23 protein-coding genes, 1 pseudogene and 1 other annotated feature are annotated in these 22,844 nt (G+C 36.7%); all 24 genes and pseudogenes read left to right on the forward strand.

The genetic code is table 11. The features are described from left to right. Nucleotides 1-9 precede the first annotated feature (9 nt). The 24 genes and pseudogenes from mraY to MHB55_RS06670 all read left to right on the forward strand — a co-directional run bounded on the left by mraY (nucleotide 10) and on the right by MHB55_RS06670 (nucleotide 22,843). A complete protein-coding gene (gene mraY, locus MHB55_RS06555; RefSeq protein ID WP_144537957.1) occupies nucleotides 10-981 on the forward strand; it encodes a phospho-N-acetylmuramoyl-pentapeptide-transferase in 972 nt (323 codons plus the stop codon). Between the two features lies 1 nt (nucleotide 982). Then, complete coding sequence (murD, locus tag MHB55_RS06560) at nucleotides 983-2,341, forward strand: UDP-N-acetylmuramoyl-L-alanine--D-glutamate ligase (RefSeq protein ID WP_340862852.1); 1,359 nt, start codon at nucleotides 983-985, stop codon at nucleotides 2,339-2,341. A gap of 49 nt (nucleotides 2,342-2,390) precedes the next feature. After that, nucleotides 2,391-3,449 (forward strand): annotated as a pseudogene (locus MHB55_RS06565) (FtsW/RodA/SpoVE family cell cycle protein); the annotation flags it as partial. Between the two features lies 1 nt (nucleotide 3,450). Next, nucleotides 3,451-4,248, forward strand: a complete 798-nt coding sequence (locus MHB55_RS06570; protein ID WP_340862853.1) for a cell division protein FtsQ/DivIB — start codon at nucleotides 3,451-3,453, stop codon at nucleotides 4,246-4,248. Beyond that, nucleotides 4,226-4,945, forward strand: coding sequence for a DUF881 domain-containing protein (locus MHB55_RS06575; protein WP_144537961.1), 720 nt, complete (start codon nucleotides 4,226-4,228; stop codon nucleotides 4,943-4,945). Before MHB55_RS06570 ends, MHB55_RS06575 begins: the two co-directional genes overlap by 23 nt. 23 nt (nucleotides 4,946-4,968) lie before the next feature. Next, a complete protein-coding gene (locus MHB55_RS06580) occupies nucleotides 4,969-5,688 on the forward strand; it encodes a DUF881 domain-containing protein (protein WP_340862854.1) in 720 nt (239 codons plus the stop codon). 4 nt (nucleotides 5,689-5,692) lie between these two features. Next, on the forward strand, nucleotides 5,693-6,043 hold the full coding sequence (locus MHB55_RS06585; RefSeq protein ID WP_144537963.1) for a small basic family protein: 351 nt from the start codon (nucleotides 5,693-5,695) through the stop codon (nucleotides 6,041-6,043). A gap of 99 nt (nucleotides 6,044-6,142) precedes the next feature. Then, on the forward strand, nucleotides 6,143-7,435 hold the full coding sequence (ftsA, locus tag MHB55_RS06590; RefSeq protein WP_144537964.1) for a cell division protein FtsA: 1,293 nt from the start codon (nucleotides 6,143-6,145) through the stop codon (nucleotides 7,433-7,435). Nucleotides 7,436-7,475: 40 nt separating this feature from the next. Continuing rightward, nucleotides 7,476-8,639, forward strand: coding sequence for a cell division protein FtsZ (gene ftsZ / locus MHB55_RS06595; RefSeq protein ID WP_144537965.1), 1,164 nt, complete (start codon nucleotides 7,476-7,478; stop codon nucleotides 8,637-8,639). A gap of 440 nt (nucleotides 8,640-9,079) precedes the next feature. Next, the gene (locus MHB55_RS06600) at nucleotides 9,080-9,922 is read left to right on the forward strand and encodes a sigma-E processing peptidase SpoIIGA (protein ID WP_151110633.1); all 843 of its coding nucleotides are present in this window, start codon (nucleotides 9,080-9,082) and stop codon (nucleotides 9,920-9,922) included. Beyond that, on the forward strand, nucleotides 9,922-10,629 hold the full coding sequence (gene sigE / locus MHB55_RS06605; RefSeq protein ID WP_144537967.1) for an RNA polymerase sporulation sigma factor SigE: 708 nt from the start codon (nucleotides 9,922-9,924) through the stop codon (nucleotides 10,627-10,629). Before MHB55_RS06600 ends, sigE begins: the two co-directional genes overlap by 1 nt. A gap of 89 nt (nucleotides 10,630-10,718) precedes the next feature. Continuing rightward, a complete protein-coding gene (sigG, locus tag MHB55_RS06610) occupies nucleotides 10,719-11,501 on the forward strand; it encodes an RNA polymerase sporulation sigma factor SigG (protein ID WP_144537968.1) in 783 nt (260 codons plus the stop codon). 88 nt (nucleotides 11,502-11,589) lie between these two features. Next, nucleotides 11,590-11,829, forward strand: coding sequence for a YlmC/YmxH family sporulation protein (locus MHB55_RS06615; protein ID WP_144537969.1), 240 nt, complete (start codon nucleotides 11,590-11,592; stop codon nucleotides 11,827-11,829). Nucleotides 11,830-11,903: 74 nt separating this feature from the next. Then, complete coding sequence (locus tag MHB55_RS06620) at nucleotides 11,904-12,593, forward strand: YggS family pyridoxal phosphate-dependent enzyme (RefSeq protein WP_340862855.1); 690 nt, start codon at nucleotides 11,904-11,906, stop codon at nucleotides 12,591-12,593. Further along, nucleotides 12,590-13,072 (forward strand): cell division protein SepF, encoded by a 483-nt coding sequence (locus tag MHB55_RS06625; RefSeq protein WP_144537971.1) that lies wholly within the window; start codon nucleotides 12,590-12,592, stop codon nucleotides 13,070-13,072. Before MHB55_RS06620 ends, MHB55_RS06625 begins: the two co-directional genes overlap by 4 nt. 17 nt (nucleotides 13,073-13,089) lie before the next feature. After that, nucleotides 13,090-13,350, forward strand: coding sequence for a YggT family protein (locus MHB55_RS06630; RefSeq protein WP_144537972.1), 261 nt, complete (start codon nucleotides 13,090-13,092; stop codon nucleotides 13,348-13,350). A 172-nt stretch (nucleotides 13,351-13,522) separates the two neighbouring features. Then, nucleotides 13,523-14,311, forward strand: coding sequence for a YlmH family RNA-binding protein (locus MHB55_RS06635; RefSeq protein WP_340862856.1), 789 nt, complete (start codon nucleotides 13,523-13,525; stop codon nucleotides 14,309-14,311). A gap of 94 nt (nucleotides 14,312-14,405) precedes the next feature. Next, the gene (locus MHB55_RS06640; protein WP_144537974.1) at nucleotides 14,406-14,915 is read left to right on the forward strand and encodes a DivIVA domain-containing protein; all 510 of its coding nucleotides are present in this window, start codon (nucleotides 14,406-14,408) and stop codon (nucleotides 14,913-14,915) included. Nucleotides 14,916-14,967: 52 nt separating this feature from the next. After that, nucleotides 14,968-15,186, forward strand: a binding site (T-box leader). A gap of 68 nt (nucleotides 15,187-15,254) precedes the next feature. Then, a complete protein-coding gene (ileS, locus tag MHB55_RS06645; protein WP_340862857.1) occupies nucleotides 15,255-18,017 on the forward strand; it encodes an isoleucine--tRNA ligase in 2,763 nt (920 codons plus the stop codon). 313 nt (nucleotides 18,018-18,330) lie between these two features. Next, nucleotides 18,331-18,807: a signal peptidase II gene (lspA, locus tag MHB55_RS06650; RefSeq protein WP_144537976.1), complete on the forward strand. Its 477-nt coding sequence runs from the start codon at nucleotides 18,331-18,333 to the stop codon at nucleotides 18,805-18,807. Then, nucleotides 18,807-19,733: an RluA family pseudouridine synthase gene (locus tag MHB55_RS06655; RefSeq protein ID WP_144537977.1), complete on the forward strand. Its 927-nt coding sequence runs from the start codon at nucleotides 18,807-18,809 to the stop codon at nucleotides 19,731-19,733. The genes lspA and MHB55_RS06655 overlap by 1 nt, the downstream gene beginning before the upstream one ends. Before the next feature lie 199 nt (nucleotides 19,734-19,932). Then, nucleotides 19,933-20,472 carry a bifunctional pyr operon transcriptional regulator/uracil phosphoribosyltransferase PyrR gene (gene pyrR, locus MHB55_RS06660; RefSeq protein WP_144537978.1) on the forward strand — a complete coding sequence of 180 codons (540 nt, stop codon included), beginning with the start codon at nucleotides 19,933-19,935 and terminating at the stop codon, nucleotides 20,470-20,472. 23 nt (nucleotides 20,473-20,495) lie between these two features. Then, complete coding sequence (locus MHB55_RS06665) at nucleotides 20,496-21,815, forward strand: uracil-xanthine permease family protein (RefSeq protein ID WP_154311177.1); 1,320 nt, start codon at nucleotides 20,496-20,498, stop codon at nucleotides 21,813-21,815. A gap of 149 nt (nucleotides 21,816-21,964) precedes the next feature. Then, nucleotides 21,965-22,843, forward strand: coding sequence for an aspartate carbamoyltransferase catalytic subunit (locus tag MHB55_RS06670; protein ID WP_340862858.1), 879 nt, complete (start codon nucleotides 21,965-21,967; stop codon nucleotides 22,841-22,843). Nucleotide 22,844 lies beyond the last annotated feature (1 nt).

Here is a 22,844-nt window from a genome sequence, read left to right on the forward strand (position 1 = left end):
GATTTTTTTATGACATTGTCTACAACGATTATTACACTTATTGTTAGCTTTCTAGTATCTGTTTTACTTGCCCCGATTATTATTCCTTATCTAAGAAAAATGAAATTTGGGCAGAGTATTAGAGAAGAGGGCCCAGAGTCTCATCAGAAAAAAGCTGGTACACCTACAATGGGAGGATTAATATTTTTAATCTCCATTATTGTGACAACGCTTGCCATTTCCTTTATTTTTGACAAAATTACTACTCAATCCATTGTATTACTATTAATATTAGTTGGATTTGGATTAATAGGTTTCTTGGATGACTTTATAAAAGTAGTTTTAAAACGAAATTTAGGTTTGACTTCATGGCAAAAGCTAATCGGTCAAATCATTGTAGCGATTATCGGCTACTTCTTATTAAAATTAGGACCATTTGATACATCCTTGTCTATACCGTGGACAGATATTAGATTCTCATTAGGTCAATTTTATGTGGCTTTTTTAGTCTTCTGGCTAGTTGGTTTCTCCAACGCAGTAAATCTATCGGATGGACTAGATGGCTTAGTATCTGGTACAGCATCAGTGTCATTCGCTACTTTCGGTGTACTTGCATTAATCTACGAACAAACAGACATAGCAATTTTCACATTTAGTGTAGCAGGTGCTTTGCTAGGCTTCCTGTTGTTCAATAAAAACCCAGCAAAGGTATTTATGGGTGATACTGGTTCTCTTGCTTTAGGTGGAGCATTAGCAATGGTATCTATTCTTGTAAAACAAGAAATTCTTTTACTTATAGTGGGGATTATATTTGTAATAGAAACTTTATCGGTTATTTTACAAGTTATCAGCTTTAAAACAACTGGAAAGCGAATATTTAAGATGAGTCCTATTCATCATCACTTTGAATTGTCTGGCTGGAGTGAGCGTAAAGTTGTAACGACCTTTTGGGCAATTAACTTTATTTCGGCAATGATTGTAGTAATCATGGAGGTAATGTAAATTGAATCAGCTACCATTTGTGTATCATAAAAAAATTCTCGTGCTAGGCTTAGCCAAAAGCGGAACAGCTGCTGCGGAAATCCTACATGACTTAGGAGCATTTGTAACGGTCAATGACTCCAAGCCTTTTGAACAAAATGAAAACGCTCAATATCTCCTATCTAAAGGCTTGACTGTAATTTGTGGGAGCCATCCAGAGGACTTATTGGACGAAGGGTTTAGCTTGATAGTAAAAAATCCAGGAATTCCTTATACAAATTCTGTGGTTGCAGAAGCTATTAAAAGAAATATTCCTGTCTGGACAGAGGTAGAGCTTGCTTATCGTATTAGTGAAGCTCCAATAATAGGTATCACAGGATCGAATGGTAAAACTACTACTACAACACTTATTTATGAAATGCTTGCACACGCTCATAAACAGCCATTAATCGCTGGTAATATTGGTACGGTTGCCTCTGGGGTAGCTAAAACGGCGACTAAGGAAAATAACATTGTAATGGAATTATCTTCCTTCCAATTAATGGGAACTGAACTATTGAAACCTAAAATAGCTGTGCTAATGAATTTATATGAGGCGCATTTAGACTATCATAAAACCTATAAGGAATACACCGATGCTAAATTCAATATTACTAAGAAACAAGATGATTCCGATTGGTTTGTTTATAATGGTGAACAAAAAATTGTTAAAGATTATGCAGAAAAAAGCTTAGCACAAAAGGTTCCTTTTTACGTGAGTAAAAAAACAACCGAAGGAATAAGTGCAGACGATCAGTATATATACTGGAATGGGGTGGAGCTTTTCGAACGCTCTATCATTGCTCTTCGCGGAAAGCATAATTTAGAAAATGTGTTAGCTGCAACTGCAACCGCTATATTGTTAGATTGCTCTTTAGAAAGCATCAAGGCAGTATTGCAATCCTTCCAAGGTGTCAAACATCGTACACAATTTGTTTTAGAATCTAATGGACGTAAATATTACAATGATTCTAAGGCAACAAATACGCTGGCTACTAAAAGTGCTTTAGCAGGCTTTACAGAGCCAGTAGTATGGATTGCTGGTGGGGTAGATAGAGGGCATTCCTTTGATGAACTTATTCCTTATCTTCCAAATGTCCGTGCTTTAGTACACTTTGGTGAAACTAGTGAAAGGCTCCAAAAGTTTGGTGAGGAGAACAACATTCCTTTTGTCAAAAAAGTGTCTAATTTGAAGGACGCTACAAGCTTAGCTGTAGAAGTCTCCCAAAAAGGTGATGTTGTTCTACTTTCGCCAGCTTGTGCAAGCTGGGATCAATATGAAAGCTTTGAACTGCGAGGAGATGAATTCATCGAAATCGTAAAGGCGTTATCGACAAGTTGAAAGGATGAAATAATCGAAAGATAAAAGAAAGTTATTATTCTTATCGTCTGTATTATTTTTATCTATTATCGGTATTTTGTTTGTACACTCTGCTGGCTCTTATTGGAGCGAGGTACATTATCAAGGACAAACACCGTTTGCTTTAAAACAAGGAATGTACCTAATAGTGGGAGTAGCCGGAGCATTTTTTATTCAAAATAAATCATTTTTGCGGCTTACCACATTTTGGCACGTTTTATATATCATATCGGTGGTATTGCTTATAGGGGTACTGATCCCAGGTATCGGTGTTGTACGGAATGGATCGCAAAGTTGGATATCACTTGGTTTCACAAATTTTCAGCCTGCGGAATTATCCAAAATTGCAGTGTTAGGAGTTTTAGCGCTAGCTTTAGCAAAAGAGCCTAAAAACAAAGGCAAACTATATATGAGAAGTGCTTTGTTGCTTTTGCTTCCAATTGGGCTTATTATGGTTCAGCCTGACTTTGGTTCAGCATTTGTATTAGTAGTAGCAGTCTTCATGCTTCTATTCGTTGCAGGACTTCCTTTAAAATTTTTCTTTGCTATTGGTTTGTCAGGTGTAATCGGTTTAGCTGCCCTAATTATTTCTGCCCCGTATAGGCTAGTTCGTATCCAAGCCTTTTTAGACCCTTGGAAAGACCCTCTTGGTTCTGGGTTTCAAGCTATTCAATCCTTATTAGCGATTGGTCCAGCAGGTTTGTTTGGTTTTGGATATGGTAACAGCCGCCAGAAATTCTTATACTTACCAGAGCCACAAAATGATTTCATTTTCTCTATCTTGTTAGAGGAAACAGGGTTTATAGGTGGGTTGATTGTTATTATGGCCTTTGTTGTCTTTTTCACAACCAGCTATACAATGGCGGCGCGAGCAAAGACACGAGAGGCTCAATTAGTGATAGTCGCATTAACATCCTTGCTTGTAGTACAGACATTTTTAAATATGGGTGTTGTGACAGGCTTACTTCCGGTAACAGGGGTAACGTTACCTTTCATCAGTTACGGAGGGTCATCCTTAGTCATGACTTGGGGAATTATTGGAATTATTTTGAATTTGGCAAACACATCTGGTACAGAAGGGAGGCGGTAGAATGGAAAAAATCATCGATATTGAAGATCGTATACCCACTTTAAAAGAAAAAAGAAGACGTAGAACAAATAAAAAATTTTCCATTCTACTTTTTCTCTTTATCTTTACACTGCTCGTTGTTTTGTACTTCCAATCATCCTATAGTCAAATACAACAAATAGATTTGGAAGGATCTAATCTTTTCTCTAAAGAAGAATATATTAAACAGACAGGTTTGACGATTGGGGACTCTATGTGGAGCTTCAAGGAAAAAGATATAGAAGAAGCTTTAGAGAAAAGTGATTGGGTTGAAAATGTACAAGTTAAAAGGAAATGGCTTTCCAGCATACATATCCAGGTAGAAGAATATAAACAGGTTGGATATGTGGAAAGCGAGAATACTCTTCAAATAGTATTGGAGAATGGCAAAACGATAGCTCCAGAAGGACATATTGTTCCAATGGAGGGACCTATTATCACAGGATTCGAAAACGAAAAGATTCGATTACGTCTAATAAAAGAACTTAAAAAAATGAAAAATGAAGTATTATTGACGATTTCTCAAATAAGTTATGTACCGAAAGAGAATGACAAATATTCCATTCAGGTATACATGAATGACGGGAATGAAGTACAAGCCTTGATTCCATCTTTTTCGGAAAAAATGAATTACTACCCTTCGATAGTTTCGCAACTAAATCCAGATCAAAAGGGCGTAATCGATATGGAGGTAGGTTCATTTTTTGAACCTTATGTAGAGGTTTTTAACGAGACAACTGATGAGGAGGCGATTGAAGATGAAGAAGAGGAGACTCCTTAATGTCCCTTTTCGAGGACGAATTCTGATTTCGCTGGTTAGTTTAGTTTTAGGTTTCATTCTAGCTTATTCCTACAGTTTGGCTTCTGCTGATAAAGAAACGGGCGGAAATAGCGATTATTCACTTGAGCTTGAAAAGTATAGGGAAAAGCTGATTGATCAGAAAGAAATGAACAAGGAATTAACAGAAGAAATAAATACAAAACAGCAAGAGATTAGAGAATATGAAAAATCGTTTGTGGAAAGTGAAGAAAGTGTTGAGGAGTTAGTAAAGGAGGCAGAGATGCTTCGTTTGTTAATGGGGGATATGCAGTCGCAAGGAAAAGGATTATCCATTTCGTTGCAGGATGGTGAATATAATCCCTCACAGGAAAATCCAAATGATTATATTGTTCATGAAAGTCACATATTCAAAGTGATAAATGAGTTAAAAATATCCGGCGCCGAGGCCATTTCTATTAATGGACAAAGGCTCCATGCACAATCGTACATAAGCTGTACTGGTCCTGTAATTACCGTGGATGGTAGAGCATTTCCTGCTCCTTTTGTTATAGAGGTAGTTGGAGATCCAAAGGTTTTACTAGCCTCTGTAAATTTAGGTGGTGGTGTTGTCGATCAATTAACAAGTGACAATATTGTAGTTACAGTAGAAGAAAAAAGTAAAATAGTCATGCCTGCTTTGCGAGGTGACCAAAATTAACAAAGGTGAAGGAGGCCGAATACATGAAAAAAACCGTCTATATTCGGTTTACTATAATTTTGTTAATCGTTGGTTTTATGATAGCAGTTCAATATAATACAGTAAAAGACCCAGAAACCCGTGATACACGAGATGTATGGGAAATACGACAAGAGCTAGCCACGGAAACACAGTTACATTCAGAACTGTTGTCAGAGGTTCGCGTTTTAGAGGAAACAGTAGGTAAGTATGAAAATATGGTCAATGCTAGTCCTGAAGTAGCTCTAAATGAAACAATTAAACAGTTAAAGCAAGAAATTGGTTTAGATGCGTTTAAAGGGCCAGGGCTGTCCATTACAATTGAGCCTTCTATAGAGAGTATGATTGTAGGAGAACAAATAGAAGAGATTTCTCCAGATTTGTTAATAAGACTCATAAACGAAATTAATCGTTTTAAAGCAGAAGCAGTAGAGGTGGATGGAAAACGGATTATTTATTCCACAGCTATTCGTGATGTAAATGGCAGGACTACTGTGAATAACCTGGCTATCAAAAAGGCCCCCTTCACCATTAAAATTGGGACGCTATCATTTGAGGATGCGAAAAAAATGTATAACCAGTTAGAAGCATCCCCTATCGGCGATGATTTCTATATAGATAATTTGAGACTGACAATAGGTCAACCTGAAAATATCATTACAATACCAGCGTTTGACCAGTCTGTAAATATGCAATTTTTACAAGAAGTTCCAGGGGGAGAGTAGTATTATGTGGTTGCCGTTTTTAGGTTTATTACTTGGGATTTCACTTGGTTTAATGACTGATATTCAAATTCCAGAAATATATGAGAGCTATCTATCCATTGCTGTTTTAGCAGCACTAGATACTTTGTTTGGTGGAATACGAGCACAATTACAGCATGTTTACGATGACAAAGTATTTGTTTCAGGTTTCTTCTTTAATATTGCATTAGCAGCTGCACTTGCGTTTCTGGGAGTTCATTTAGGAGTAGATTTATATTTAGCGGCAATCTTTGCTTTTGGAGTTCGACTGTTTCAAAATATTGCTGTAATTCGTCGAATTTTATTAACTAAATGGGCAGAAAGAACAAAAAGATAATGATTTAAGTGTCAATTTACTATTTGTTTAGAAAATTTTAGACTTTATATGTTTTTTACAATAGAATAATAAATAAAGAGTTATTAGGAGGTGCCACGGGTGAATCAATCAGAATTGTACGTATCATTGGATATTGGATCGTCTTCCATTAAAGTATTAATAGGCGAAATGAGTGATGACTCGCTGCATGTAATAGGAGTAGGAAATGTTAAATCGAACGGTATACGAAAAGGCACCATTGTTGATATAGATGCAACTGTTCAATCCATTAAAAAGGCCGTTGGTGAGGCTGAGAGAATGATAGGGATGTCCATTCAAGAAATTGTGCTAGGTATACCCGCTAATTTAGCAAATATACAAAATGTCAAAGGTGTAGTAGCTGTCAATCGTGAGGACAGAGAAATAACAGATGCTGATTTAGATCGTGTATTAGAATCTGCACAGGTAATGTCTATCCCACCAGAAAGAGAACTTATTAACATAGCTCCAAAACAATTTATCGTGGATCACTTAGAAGAGATTAAAGACCCTCGAGGCATGATTGGTACTCGTCTTGAATTGGACGGTATAATGATGACTACATCAAAAACAATTTTACATAACGTTCTACGATGTGTGGAAAGAGCTGGTCTTCAAATTAGAGAGATTTACTTACAACCTTTGGCAGCAGGACATTTTGCATTAACAGAAGATGAAAAGAATCACGGAACCGCTTATATTGACATAGGTGGAGGTTCTACAACCATTGCTATTTTCAGAGAAGGGCATTTAGTTAATACTTCTGTTATACCTGTAGGTGGTGACCATATTACTAAAGATTTATCGATTGTGTTGAAAACACCAACTGAACAAGCGGAAATGATAAAATTAAGATATGGACATGCCTTTTACGATGATGCTTCAGATGATGAGTTGTTTGAAGTACCAGTTATTGGAGCAGACATGAAAGAACAATATTCCCAACGTTATATTGCCGAAATTATCGGTGTGCGCTTAGAGGAATTGTTCGAGTTAATCTTAGAAGAATTCTACCGCATGGGCTTGCAAGATCTACCGGGTGGAGTAGTAATTACCGGCGGTGTAGCTAAGCTTGAAGGTATTGGTCAATTAGCGAGACATATATTACAATCACGTGTCCGCCTATATACACCAGATTATATCGGCGTTAGGGAACCACAATATACAACAGCTGTTGGCCTTATAAGATATGCCTATAAAGAAGATCTTTTCTATGGTAAAATTGGCAATAGCCATGCATTATCTCAAACGGCACACAATGAAGTAGTAGCAAGTACTAAAAAACAAAAACAACCACAAAAAAATGCAAACAATGAGAACAAAGAGAGTGCAATGAGTAAAGCGAAGAAACTGTTTGACAAGTTCTTTGAATGAAAAAACTTTATCATAGTTGAAAGATATAGGAGGCAATAGCATGTTAGAATTTGAAACAAATGAAGATCAATTAGCAATTATTAAAGTTATTGGAGTAGGTGGCGGCGGTAACAACGCAGTAAATCGAATGATTGAACATGGAGTTCAAGGTGTAGACTTTATTGCGGTTAATACAGATGCTCAAGCTCTTAACATGTCAAAAGCCGAAGTAAAGCTACAAATCGGAGGCAAGCTGACTCGTGGGCTTGGTGCAGGAGCTAACCCAGAAGTAGGAAAAAAAGCAGCAGAAGAAAGCAAAGAGTTAATCGAAGAAGCGCTTAGAGGAGCAGACATGGTTTTCGTTACTGCTGGTATGGGTGGAGGAACCGGTACTGGAGCTGCACCTGTAATCGCTCAAATCGCTCGTGATTTAGGGGCTTTGACTGTCGGAGTAGTTACACGTCCATTTACATTTGAAGGCCGTAAACGCTCTACACAGGCTGTAGGCGGGATTGGTATGATGAAGGAAGCTGTCGATACGTTAATCGTTATTCCTAATGACCGTCTATTAGAAATCGTAGACAAAAATACTCCGATGCTTGAAGCATTTAGAGAAGCTGATAACGTTCTTCGTCAAGGGGTTCAAGGTATCTCTGACTTAATCGCTGTTCCTGGTCTTATAAACCTCGACTTTGCTGACGTTAAAACTATTATGTCCAATAAAGGAGCAGCACTTATGGGTATAGGTATCTCTGCTGGAGAGAATCGTGCTGCAGAGGCTGCTAAAAAAGCAATCTCAAGCCCATTACTTGAAACTTCTATTGACGGAGCTACAGGTGTTTTAATGAATATTACAGGTGGATCTAACCTTTCTCTATTTGAGGTACAAGAAGCTGCGGACATTGTAGCATCTGCGTCTGATGAGGAAGTTAACATGATTTTCGGTTCTGTAATCAATGATAATCTGAAGGATGAAATCGTAGTAACAGTTATTGCAACAGGTTTTAACGAAGAAGTGATTACACAAAAACAACCAAGAGGGACAGGCTTTGGAGCTGCACGTGCACAACAGGCAGCTACAACTCCACACCGTGAAACTAGAAAAGAAGAACCACAGCCACAACAGCCTTCTTTTCAACAAGAACGTCCAAATCCAACTCATCATCAACAAGACGATGCGTTAGATATTCCAACATTCTTGCGTAATCGTAATCGTAGAAGCTAATCTAAACGTTTCTAGATAAAAAGCAATCACCATTAATGGTGGTTGCTTTTTTGTGTTTAATAAAGAATATTAAATGGCCAAAAAAATATAGAAAGATGCATTCTTTAATCATTACTATCTTTTAGGAAGATATTATTGAAGAAAATAATATCAGAATCAGCAAGTATACGTCCTTGGGCCGACATTTATGACCGGATAGAAAATTTTATGACCATTCAAGAGATATTTAAAGTCGAATAACAATTAAATAACCTTTCACTTATTTTTTGCATATTTAGTCTTCTTTCTCTTCTTAAAAGTCTCTTATTTATTAGCTACAATCGTTACTTATTTAATATTTACTTATGGGATTTTGTCGTTTAAAAAATTTACTTTTGGACGTTCCTTTGACAAATTTCTTATAAATTGGGTGTTAAGCTTTTATCAAAAGGAGGAGAGCTATGTACGCAGAAGTTATGATTGCAACAAACACATTTTTCAACTATACCGTTTTAGCGTTTGCAAACAGAATTGGCTGGATTGAAAACCAAAAAAGATACCTGCTTCTGTCGGCCTTTGTTGCGGGAGTGATAACAGTTGTTTTTTCAAATCATTTCAGTACGCTATTTTTAACTTTCTTTCTCATGATAGGAATAGCATTCTGGAAAAAAAGGACACAAATCGTCAAGGCTATTACATTAACTTTACTCGCAAGTATTTTTGCAGGTGGATTACTTACAGCCATTGCCCCTATGTACAGTAACGCTAGCAATTCATTCATGATTCTTAACTATGCAGTTATTGCTACAGGTGGTCTATACCTTCTTACTAAACATGTATTGCACCTTCATATCTCACAAACGGAAAGAGAACTTATTTATCCTTCAAGCATCAGGCTATTCGATCAAACTAAAGAACTCATATTATTTATCGATTCGGGAAACGTATGCACGGAGCCTCTTTCTAATGATCCAGTACATTTTATAGCCGCAGAAGCTCTCAAACCAATCCTTCCAGATATTCTTTATGAAGTGATTAATAGCTGGGATAGTACGCATTACAAAGGTTTGGATATGCTTCCAAAAGAATATGCCAGCAAAGTACGTTTAATACCGATTGCTACAGTGCAGAAAGAGAAGTCGTGGGTTATAGGTATTAAATATGAAGAATGGATTGTTAACGATCAACCATTACCAAAAGGTTATATTGTTTTAACTAGAGGCAAGGACAAATTTCCTCATGAAGCAGATGGGATATTGCATAGTTCCACTTACTATCATCTTAAAAAAAGGAGTGTTAAATAATGATATTAAATTTGCTACGTCGATTTTACTTTTGGATTCTCTCGTTTAAAAGAAAGGGAGTCCATTATATTGGTGGAAGTGAGTCGCTGCCAAAACCATTGACGAGAGATGAGGAACGTGAAATGTTGTTAGCCTTTATGGATGGAGATGAGCATGCTAGAGACGTATTAATCGAAAGAAATTTACGATTAGTTGTATATATTGCAAGAAGGTTTGATCAAACAAACACTAACATAGAAGATTTGATAAGCATTGGTTCAATTGGTCTTATAAAAGCAGTTGAAACATTTAATTTAGATAAAGGAATTAAACTGGCTACCTATGCTTCTAGATGTATAGAAAACGAAATTCTCATGCATTTAAGAAAAACAAATCGTATGAAATCAGAGGTTTCCTTTGATGAACCATTGAATTCTGATTCGGATGGAAATGAATTATTACTATCTGATATTTTAGGTACAAGCGAGGATTTAATCATCGAGGATGTAGAAAAAAAATTAGAGAGACAGCATGTTTTTGAAGCAATTAACTTATTGGGAAATCGAGAGAAATATATTATGCAATGCAGATTCGGACTCAATGGACAAGAGGAAATGACACAAAAAGAGGTTGCGGATCATCTCGGAATTTCACAGTCATATATATCACGTTTAGAGAAAAAAATCATATTAGATTTAAAAGAAGTGTTGAACGAGCCAATCGCCTAATGGGTGAAATTGGATAGCCGAGCTCGGAATAATCTTTTAACCTCAGGACAAACTGACTAAGAACTATTAAAAAGTCCGGAGGAAGAACTATGACGAGAACAAAAGTAGAATTATGCGGCATTGACACATCAAAGCTTCCTTTACTATCCCATGAAGAAATGAAAGCATTATTTATACGTTTACAGGGTGGAGAAGAATCAGTTAAAGATGAATTAGTTATGGGTAATTTAAGACTAGTTTTAAGTCTAGTTCAACGATTCGCATATAGAGGAGAACAGGCGGACGATTTGTTTCAAGTCGGCTGTATAGGATTAATTAAGTCCATTGAAAATTTTGATTTAAAACATAATGTTCGGTTTTCTACGTATGCGGTGCCTATGATTATAGGGGAGATAAAAAGGCATCTACGTGACCATCATTCTGTACGTGTTTCTCGTTCTTTAAGAGATATCGCTTACAAGGCGATGAAAGCGAAAGAACAATATATTAACGAACATCTGGAAGAACCGACATTAGAAGATTTATCAAAAATATTAGAAATTCCTGTTGAAGATATATTACTTTCTTTAGACGCTATTCAAGACCCTGTTTCCCTACAAGAACCTATTTTTAGTGATGGGGGAGATGCTATCTATATGATGGACCAATTATGTGATAATGATGTATCGGAAGATCAGTGGGTAACATATTTCACCGTAAAGGAAAGCTTTCAGAATTTAGATTCTAGACAGCGAAAAATTCTAACGAAGAGAATTTATTTTGGTGCTACCCAAACAGAAATAGCTACAGACTTGGGATTATCCCAGGCTCAAATATCACGTTTAGAAAAAAGTGCGTTATCTACTATTCAAAGCCAGTTAAATCCAAAGTAACTTAAAAAACAAATTGACGCTTTTTCTTCATTCGAAAAAGCGTTTTTTTCTATTTTCATGAATATACTAAGAAAAAGGGAGGGAACTGATGAAATTTTCAGATGCACAGCAAAAAGAAGTCATCGAGGCAAACTCCGGCCAATTGCTAGGGTTTATAGTAGACGCTGAAATAGACAAAGAAACAGGTTTTATAACTTCTTTTATAGTGGAAACTAATGGGGCATACCCCACATTTTTTAATAAAAAAAGAGAAACTAAAAAAATTGACATACAAAATATAGCGATAATTGGAAAAGATGTAATAATCGTTTCAAAAAACCGAGAATAGGTACTGTTCTTTATTGATAAAACGCCATTTCATTGATACAATGAACAAAACAAAAGATGAAGAGTTGGTTTTATATGTCAAATGTTAAAAGTAATTTAATCAGTATCCAAAAGAATATAGAAAAATCTTGCGTACGAGCTAATCGAAATATAAAGGATGTAACTCTGATCGCAGTTACAAAAGAAGTTTCTGTAAAGCGGACAGAGGAAGTTATACAAAATGAAATTTTACATCTTGGTGAGAATCGACCAGAAGGATTAATGAAAAAAATTGAAGCTATTTCAGCTGATGTTAAATGGCACTACATAGGCTCTTTACAAACTAGAAAAGTAAAATCGGTTATTAATGAGATAGATTACTTGCACTCTTTAGACCGGAAAAGCTTAGCTGACGAAATTGAAAAAAGAGCAAGCACAGTGAAAGATTGCTTTGTTCAGGTAAATGTTTCGAAGGAAGAGTCTAAGCATGGCCTTTCTTTAGAAGAAGCCGAGTTATTTATTGATGAACTTAAAGACTATTCTCGAATACGTGTTGTTGGTCTTATGACAATGGCACCTAATACGGATGATGATTCGCTTATAAGACAGGTTTTCAGTGATTTAAAAAAGCTACAAACGAGAATAGCTGCAAAACAACAGCCTCATGCTCCTTGTACAGAATTATCTATGGGTATGTCTGGAGATTATGAAATTGCTATTGAAGAAGGAGCAACATTTGTAAGAATAGGAACTGCATTAGTCGGTAAAGACAAGGAGGATGAATGAGTATGAAAAATTGGGTAAAAAACTTTTTCTATTTAGAAGAGGATGAAGATACATCTGTTCCACAACAACAGCAAAGACCACAGCAGCAGCCTGTAGAACCTCAACAAATAAAACAACAGCCTGTTAAGTCTTACGCTAAGGAACGAAAATTCAATACTGCTCCTAAGGAAACTGCTGCAACCAATCTTGTAAGTATACAAAATATGCAAAAATCCTCTAAGGTAATCTTAATCGAGCCAAGAGTATATGCGGAGGCGCAAGATATTTCTGAGCATTTAAAGAATAAAAAAGCCGTTATAGTTAATTTGCAACGAATCGATAAGGAACAAGGAATCCGAATAATCGACTTTCTAAGTGGAACAGTATATGCTTTAGGTGGAGACATTCAACGAATTGGAACAGATATTTTCCTATGTGCTCCTGATTCCGTAGAAGTTGCAGGTTCGATTTCAGATTATTACTATAACGATCTAGATTAATAGAGGAGTTACTTACAATGGATTTAATATTAGTTTTGTTAGCTCAATTAGTACAAATATACTCATTTGCATTGATTATTTATATCTTTATGTCGTGGGTACCCAATGTGCGTGAATCTGCAATAGGGCAGTTTTTAGGGAAAATATGTGAGCCCTATTTAGAGCCATTTCGCAAAATCATTCCACCAATCGGTATGATTGATATTTCTCCGATTGTAGCTATTTTTGTTTTAAATATAGCTATGAGAGGAATTTTATCTTTAGGTCAATTCATTTAACCTCACATTAGTGAGGTTTTTTTGTAGGAGCAAGTGGCTCTTATCGATAAAACCAATGCCAAGCGCGCTTAAAGGGTAAACAAAGACTTTGATCCATGTCTTATTGGAAAAGTATCCCTGCAAGGATGCTAGCGTGTTTTCTTACTATAAATTTCAGCGAGGTCTCAGCAGTATGGAACATCTATTACAGCATTTTAGAAAAGAAGAGCAACCATTTATTGAACAAACCACTAATATGATGCGCGAAGTTGAAGATCGTTATGCTCCAAGGCTAACTGATTTTCTAGATCCTAGGCAGCAGTTTATTTTAAATTCTGTGCGCGGACAATATGATTCTATTGAGTCAAGTGCAGCAGGAGCATTAGAAGATGCTGAAAGAAGAAGAGTACTTCTATATCCGTCATATTTTGAACCAACAGAAGAAGATTATAATATGACTGTAGTTGAAGTAAAATATCCTCAAAAGTTTGTTACCTTAAAGCATAAAGACGTGCTTGGCTCGATGATGTCCCTAGGAATTGACCGGAGTAAATTTGGAGACATTCGAGTGGAGGAAGGCTCGATTCAATTTGTTGTTGCTACAGAGGTTTTAGATTATGTGAGGGCGAATTTTGTTGGGATTGGAAAAGTGAAGGTTCATATCGAAGTAGTAGATGACTCTTCCAATTATTTCAGACAACACGAGGAATGGGTATCAGAAAATCACACGGTGAGTTCTTTAAGGCTAGATACTGTTATTTCATCTATTTTCAATATATCTAGACAAAAATCTGCTTCTCTTATTCAAAGTGGTAAAGTAAAGGTCAATTGGACTGAAAAAGACCAACCGTCTATGGAATTACAAGAGCTAGATATGATTTCTATTCGTGGATTTGGTCGCATAAAATTATTGATGATAGAGGGAAGAACCAAAAAAGACAAAATAAGACTTCAAATTGGTAGAATAGAGCCAAAAAAATAATTTTCTTAAATTTAATTTGAAATTTAGATGTATTCAACCAGTCTGAAATGTATAATAGAGGGAAGAACATTAGTATGTAAAGGAGATGGATAGGATGCCACTAACACCACTTGATATACATAACAAGGAGTTCAGTAAGGGATTTAGAGGTTACAATGAAGATGAAGTAAATGAATTTCTTGATCAGATTATGAAGGACTTAGAAATACTTATCAAAGAAAAAAAAGAGTTAGAGCTCAAATTAAAGTCCTCCAGTGAAAAGGTTGGTCATTTCACGTCTATAGAAGAAACCTTACATAAGTCTATTGTAGTTGCGCAAGAGGCTGCTGAGGAAGTTAGACGCAACTCACAAAAAGAAGCAAAGCTCATAGTAAAAGAAGCAGAGAAAAATGCAGATCGTATTGTCAACGAAGCTCTTTCTAAAGCTCGAAAAATAGCCTTAGAAATTGAAGAGTTGAAGAAACAGTCTAAAGTTTTCCGAAATCGATTTAAAATGCTTGTAGAGGCACAACTAGATCTTATTAATACTGATGACTGGAATCATTTGATGGAGTATGATGTAGATACAACAGCTGTAGATCGTATTTCTGCTACAGAGGAATAAGAGATTTCTTGACTGATGGTCGTACATTTCCTATAATAATTTCATATCATATATATATGCATTGAAAAAGACGTCTAAAAATGATTTCTGTAAAGCGACTTGAGGATGGTGTGAGCTCAAGCAATGAAACGTTTTAGTGGATCACTTTGGAGCAAGGATACTGAATTTTTAAGTGTCTTCGGATTATGTCCCGTTACGACATACTAAGCGGCGGTTACTTTTAGTGATCGCAAGTAGGGTGGTACCGCGAGCATAACTTCTCGTCCCTTTTGGGATGAGGGGTTTTTTTATTTTCCATGAATTATACCAGCACCTGCGAAAAACAAAGGAGGAAGAAAAATGGAGTACAAAGACACACTATTAATGCCAAAAACAGATTTTCCTATGCGTGGAAATCTACCAGTGAAAGAGTTAGATATCCAAGCAAAATGGGAAGAACAGGATATTTATAAAAAAGTTTTAGAAAGAACGGAAGGGCGTCCATTCTTTGTTCTACATGATGGCCCACCGTATGCGAATGGTGATATTCATATTGGGCATGCTTTAAACAAAGTTCTTAAAGACATGATTGTTCGTCACAAATCGATGACAGGCTTCCATGCTCCTTATGTTCCAGGTTGGGATACACATGGACTACCAATTGAACAAGCTCTAACTAACAAAGGTGTTAAACGTAAGGAATTATCACTGGCTGAATTTAGAAAGCTATGTGAGGATTATGCATACCAACAAATTGACAACCAACGATCACAGTTTAAACGTTTAGGCGTTCGTGGAGATTGGGATAATCCTTATGTAACATTAAAGCCTGAATTCGAATCGCGACAAATTGAAGTATTTGGTGCTATGGCTAAGAAAGGTTACATCTACAAAGGATTGAAGCCTGTTTATTGGTCACCTTCAAGTGAATCTGCCCTTGCAGAAGCTGAGATTGAATACCAAGACAAAAAATCTCCTTCTATTTATGTTAGCTTTGCTGTAACAGATGGCAAGGGTGTTTTAGAAGAAGGGACAAAGTTCATTATTTGGACTACTACTCCTTGGACCATTCCTGCAAACTTGGCAATTTCATTACATCCACGAGTAGAATACGCAGTAGTACTAACAAAAGGGAACAAATATGTAATTGCAAAAGACTTAGCAGAATCTGTAGCAGCTGAGCTAGGATGGGAAGAATACTCTATTGAACGAACAATTCTTGGTCAAGAATTGGATCGTCTAGTTGCTAAGCACCCATTATATGACCGTGACTCTTTAATAATCCTTGGAGAGCATGTTACAACTGAATCAGGTACTGGCTGTGTTCATACAGCACCTGGCCACGGGGAAGACGACTTCTACGTAGGAAAAGCTTACGGTCTAGATGTGCTTTGTCCTGTTGACGAGCGTGGGGTACTGACAGCTGAGGCACCAGGCTTCGAAGGGCTATTCTATGATACAGCAAACAAAGCAATTACTGAGGCATTAGAGAAAGTAGGAGCATTAGAGAAGCTTACATTCTTTACTCACTCATATCCACATGACTGGCGTACGAAAAAACCTGTTATCTATCGTGCAACTCCTCAATGGTTTGCATCAATTGAGGCTTTCAGAGATGAATTATTGCAGTCTATCCTCAATACTAAATTTACACCAGCATGGGGAGAAACTCGTCTGTATAATATGATTCGTGATCGTGGAGATTGGTGTATCTCTCGTCAGCGTGTATGGGGTGTGCCAATTCCAGTATTTTATGCAGAGGACGGCGAACCAATTTTAACAGAAGAGACTATCTCTCATGTATCAAATCTATTCCGTGAGTATGGTTCAAATATTTGGTTTGAAAGAGAAGCAAAAGAGTTACTTCCTGAAGGGTTCACACATCCACATAGTCCAAATGGAATTTTCACAAAAGAAACAGATATTATGGACGTTTGGTTTGACTCTGGTTCTTCCTACCATGGTGTCTTAGAGGAACGTGATGATTTAGTATTCCCAGCAGATTTATATCTAGAAGGATCTGACCAATATCGCGGATGGTTTAACTCTTCTCTAATTACGAGTACTGCAATGTATGGTCATGCTCCATACAAAGGGTTATTAAGCCACGGCTTCATTTTAGACGGTAATGGTCGAAAAATGAGTAAATCATTAGGGAATGTTGTAGTCCCTGCTAAAGTAATGAATCAATTAGGTGCTGATATTCTACGTTTATGGGTTGCATCTGTAGATTATACAGCGGATGTTCGTGTATCTGATGCAATCATTAAACAAGTTACAGAAGTCTATCGTAAAATCCGTAATACGCTTCGTTTCTTACACGGGAATATTAGCGACTTTAATCCAACAAGTGATCGTGTGGCATTTGAGAACTTACGTGAAGTAGACCAATATATGTATATGAAATTACAAGAGGTTATCAAAACGGTAAGAGCTGCTTATGACCGTTATGATTTTGCTACAGTTTATCACACTGTTAATAACTTTGTTTCTGGTGAATTGAGCTCATTCTATCTTGATATCGCTAAAGACGTTGTTTATATTTACGGAACAGATGACAAAGATCGTCGTGCAATGCAAACTGTGATGTATGATACACTTCTTGCTTTATTAAAATTATTGACACCAATACTTCCACATACAGCAGATGAGCTTTGGGCTTATTTGGAGTTTGAGAAGGAAGAAAGTGTTCAATTAACAGATATGCCAGAAGCTCTTGACTATCCTGCATTTGAAGCACTTGCTCCAAAATGGGAAAAAATCATGGGATTACGTGATGATGTATTAAAAGCATTAGAGGAAGCTCGTAATGCGAAAACAATTGGTAAATCATTAGAAGCAAAAGTAACGTTGTATGTTAGTGATGAATATAAAGCGTTGTTCGACACAGACGCAATTGATTTCGCGCAACTGTTTATCGTATCTAAGTTTGTTTTAGGTGGTTCTCAATCTGAAGCACCAGCAAACAGTTTAGTGCTTGAAAATTCATCCGTTGTAGTTGAAAAAGCAGACGGAGAAAAATGTGAGCGTTGCTGGACTATTGCTGAAACAGTAGGAGAAAGTGAAGCTCACCCGACACTTTGCTCTCGCTGTGCAGAAGTAGTAGAAAAACATTACGTATAATATATACAAAGTGGCCCTATGCTAAATAGGGCCACTTTTTTAAAAAAATTAAGACAGAGCATTTGATTAGAAAGATAGATCACATGAATATGAATTACACTAAAAGTTTGAATAATAGATAAAAGAATTAATTTTTTCTTTTGTAAATCATAGATGCTCTTTTACGTAGGATAGGTTTCTATGGTAAACTATTGTAGATTGTTTAATATTATTCAGCAAAAATCTTTTTAAATAATTAGTGGGTGGATATAATATTCACTGCAACAAACGTAGAGAGGTCTTTAAGGCTTATTTGATTATCGGGGGAATTAATGTGTGGAAATTTTATGGACTAGCAGCATTTGTCATTGCATTAGATCAATGGACAAAATGGCTTGTTGTTAAAAATATGACGCTTGGTGAACAAATTATGATTTGGGACCCATACTTTGCACTGCTTTCACATCGTAATCGTGGTGCTGCATGGGGTATGCTACAAGGACAAATAGGTTTTTTTGCAGTTATCACTGTAGTTGTGATTGTTGCGATTATTTATTACTTTCATAAGGAAGCAAAAGGGAAACCTCTTTTTCAAGTAGGATTAATGCTTTTATTAGGAGGAGCAATTGGAAACTTTATAGATCGACTTTGGAAAGGTGAAGTAGTCGATTTTGTAGATGTACTCATTCCGGTTGTTAACTATGATTTTCCGATTTTTAATATTGCAGATGCTGCCCTAACATTAGGAGTTGTGGTTGTAATTATTTTTATACTACGAGAAGAACGAGCTGAAAAGAAAAAGGTGAAATAATGGAAGAATTAACGTTTATTATTGAAAAGGACCAGGAAAAAGAGAGAATTGATAAAGCAATTGCCTCTTTTGAAACAGATTGGTCTCGTACACAAATTCAAAATTTTATAAAAGATGGTAGTGTTTTAGTCAACAATGAGCCTGCAAAAACAAGCTACAAGGTAAAAGAGGGCGATGTAATTGTAGTAACTCCACCAGAAGCGGTTGAGCTAGATATAGTTGCAGAAAACTTGAATCTTGAAATCGTTTATGAAGACGAGGATGTAGTGGTAGTGTACAAGCCACGAGGTATGGTTGTTCATCCTGCTCCTGGTCATCTAAGTGGTACGCTCGTTAATGGTCTAATGCATCAAATTAAGGACCTTTCAGGTATCAATGGAGTTTTGCGCCCAGGAATTGTCCATCGTATTGATAAAGATACAACTGGCCTTCTAATGGTTGCTAAAAACGATGTTGCCCATGTTTCGTTAGTTGATCAGCTAGTAAAGAAAACAGTTACTCGTAAATACACTGCACTTGTTCATGGACATATCGCGCATGATAAAGGAACAATTGATGCGCCGATTGCTCGTGATAAAAAAGAGCGTCAAAACATGGCGGTTGTGGATAACGGTAAGCATGCTGTAACACATTTCCGTGTTTTAGAACGTTTTAACAAATTCACTTTAGTGGAATGTCAGTTGGAAACTGGAAGAACGCATCAAATTCGTGTTCATATGAAGTATATCGGTTATCCATTAGCAGGAGATCCTAAATATGGACCGAAGAAGACTATAGATTTTAATGGTCAAGTTCTACATGCAGGAGTTCTCGGTTTCATACAGCCAAGAACAGGGGAGTATTTAGAATTTTCTTATCCTCTACCAGAGGACTTTACAGATTTGTTGCAAGACTTGCGAAAACAATCATTGCCAAAAGAAGAATAGTCCGTTATACTAATTACAATAAATTGAATAGCTTCACCTTTAATAACAGTCCAGAGAGGCTGAGAAGGTACATGTGAAAGTGACTCACTATTATTCTGCGGATTAATAGGTTCACTATATTTTATCGCGCACATACAACCTCTTGGGCTTCTCTAGCTTAAGAGGTTTTTTTATATTATGGATAGGAGGATGTAATCGTATGGAAGAAAAGGCAAGCATATTGGATGAGCAAGCTATCAACAGGGCACTCACTAGAATTGCCCATGAAATTATTGAACGTAACAAAGGAATTGAAGAGTGTATATTAGTAGGGATAAAAACTAGAGGTACATTTTTAGCGCAAAGACTTGCAGAAAGAATCGTAAAAATTGAAGGTAAACCAATCAAAACGGGTGAGTTAGATATTACATTGTATAGAGATGATTTATCTTTAAAAAATGCTTCTAACGAGCCACTCGTACAACAAGTTGATATTACACATGATGTTACAAACAAAAAGGTTATTTTAGTAGACGATGTTCTGTTTACTGGGAGAACGGTTCGAGCAGCGATGGACGCAGTAATGGATTTAGGAAGGCCATCCCAAATACAACTTGCCGTGTTGATAGATAGAGGTCACAGAGAGCTACCAATCCGAGCAGATTATGTAGGTAAAAACATTCCTACCTCTAGTAGTGAAAAAATAGTGGTTAAAGTTACAGAGACGGACGAAGTAGATGCTGTAACAATATTTGAATAATCCTAGAAAGGTGGGGACCTTAAATGTCGAAAGCGATATTAGATGTAAATGACAAGCCTACAAGCGGACAACTGATTACTCTAAGTTTTCAGCATATGTTTGCGATGTTTGGCTCAACAATATTAGTACCACAGCTTGTAGGGTTAAGTCCCGCAATCGCGTTACTGACTAGTGGTATAGCAACAATCATTTTCTTAATGATAACCCGATTTCAAGTGCCGGCTTATCTAGGTTCCTCATTTGCTTTCATAGCACCAATTTTATTGGCAGTAAATGGACTTGGCGAATCGGGTAAAGCTATTGATCCAGGTAATGCAATGATTGGAGCAGTATTTGTAGGTTTAGTATATGGTATTGTGTCACTGATCATTTGGAAAAGTGGATACAAGTGGATTATGAAGCTATTGCCACCAATCGTTGTTGGTCCGGTAATTATGGTTATTGGTCTGGGATTAGCAGGAGTTGCTGTGGACATGGCGATGAATATCACAAATGTAGAGACAGGTTTAAAAGAGTATAGTTTCTTACATTTTTCTGCTGCACTTGTAACATTGTTTACAGCAATCATTTGTACTATCTTCTTTAAAAACATTATTAGTACCATGCCAATTTTGATTGGCTTAGTAGTTGGATATCTCTATTCTATACTAATTGGAATTGTAGATTTTACTCCTGTTAAAGAGGCAAGCTTCCTAGCGTTACCCGATTTCTTAGTACCAGGAGTTCATTATGATTTTGAAGTTACTTCTAAAATCTTGCTCATTATGGTTCCTATAGTCATTGTTACTATCTCTGAACATATTGGGCATCAATTAGTATTAGGGAAGGTTGTAAATCGAGACTATATTAAAGAGCCTGGTTTACATCGCTCACTTCTTGGAGATGGGTTAGGAACATTTGTAAGTGCTCTAATCGGCGGTCCACCAAAGACTACTTATGGCGAAAATATTGGTGTGTTAGCCATTACACGAGTTTATAGTGTGTACGTAATAATGGGAGCAGCAGTTGTTGCAATCTTGCTATCCTTCTTTGGTAAAGGAATGGCGCTTATCACAACAATACCTACCGCAGTTCTCGGAGGGGTATCTATCCTGCTGTTTGGGATTATTGCCTCTAGTGGGTTGCGCATGCTAGTAGAAGCAAATATTGATTTTGGAAACAGTCGCAACCTAGTTATTGCATCTGTTATCTTAGTAATCGGTATTGGTGGAGCTAAATTTATCGTAACGGAAGCATTAAGTATAGAAGGAATGGCACTAGCTGCCATCGTTGGAGTAGTTTTAAACTGGATTCTTCCGGGAAGAAAAGAAGCTGAATCATCTGGAAATGACACAATAGAATAATGACCTTTTAATAAGTTGAACAGAGAGTCAGCGAAGGGTTCGGACCAAAAAAGAGATTTTTACTTATAGAATCTCTACTTTGGTTATGCTTAACGGACCTTCTCGAATTTTTCGAGGAGGTTTTTTTTATAAAAGAAAGGCGGATATTCATGAAAAATTTAGTATCAATGAAAGATTTGTCAGTTGAACAAATACTAGCTATTTTAAAACAAGCACAAGCGTTTCGTGAAGGCGCCGTCTCAACTTTAAAAAACAAATATACAATGGCTAACTTATTCTTCGAACCGAGTACAAGAACGAAAATGAGCTTTGAAATGGCTGAAAGAAAGCTACAGCTGGAGGTGTTACCTTTTGATGCGGATTTTTCTAGTACATTAAAGGGTGAGACACTATATGACACAGTAAAAGTACTAGAATCTATAGGCTTGGATGCATTAGTTATAAGACATGAACAAAATAACTATTTCAATGAACTGGTAGGGAAATTGAGACCTGCAATCATCAATGGAGGGGACGGAACTGGAAACCATCCCACTCAAAGCCTTTTAGATATCTTTACTATTTGGCAAGAATTTGGGGGAATGAAGGATAAAATAGTCACAATAGTAGGGGACATAGCGCATAGTAGAGTGGCAAGATCGAATGCAGATGCTTTAACTAGGCTAGGAGCTAAAATTCATTTTGTGTGTCCACGTGAATGGCAAGCAGAATTTGAATCTACTAATAATTTTGATGATGTAATTGAAGTAAGTGATGTTTTAATGATGCTACGAGTGCAACATGAAAGGCACGATGGTTCGATATCATTTTCAAAGGAAGAATACCATCAATCCTATGGTCTGACTTTGGAGCGAGAAAGCAGGATGAAAGAAGGATCAATTATTATGCACCCTGCTCCGTTTAATCGTGATGTGGAAATTGCAAACGAATTAGTAGAATGTGAGCGTTCTAGGATTTTTAAGCAAATGGAAAATGGTGTTTATATCCGAATGGCTGTTATTGAGATGATCTTGAAAGGGAGAGAATAAC

The organism is Psychrobacillus sp. FSL K6-1267 (assembly GCF_038003265.1).
GTDB lineage: Bacteria > Bacillota > Bacilli > Bacillales_A > Planococcaceae > Psychrobacillus > Psychrobacillus faecigallinarum.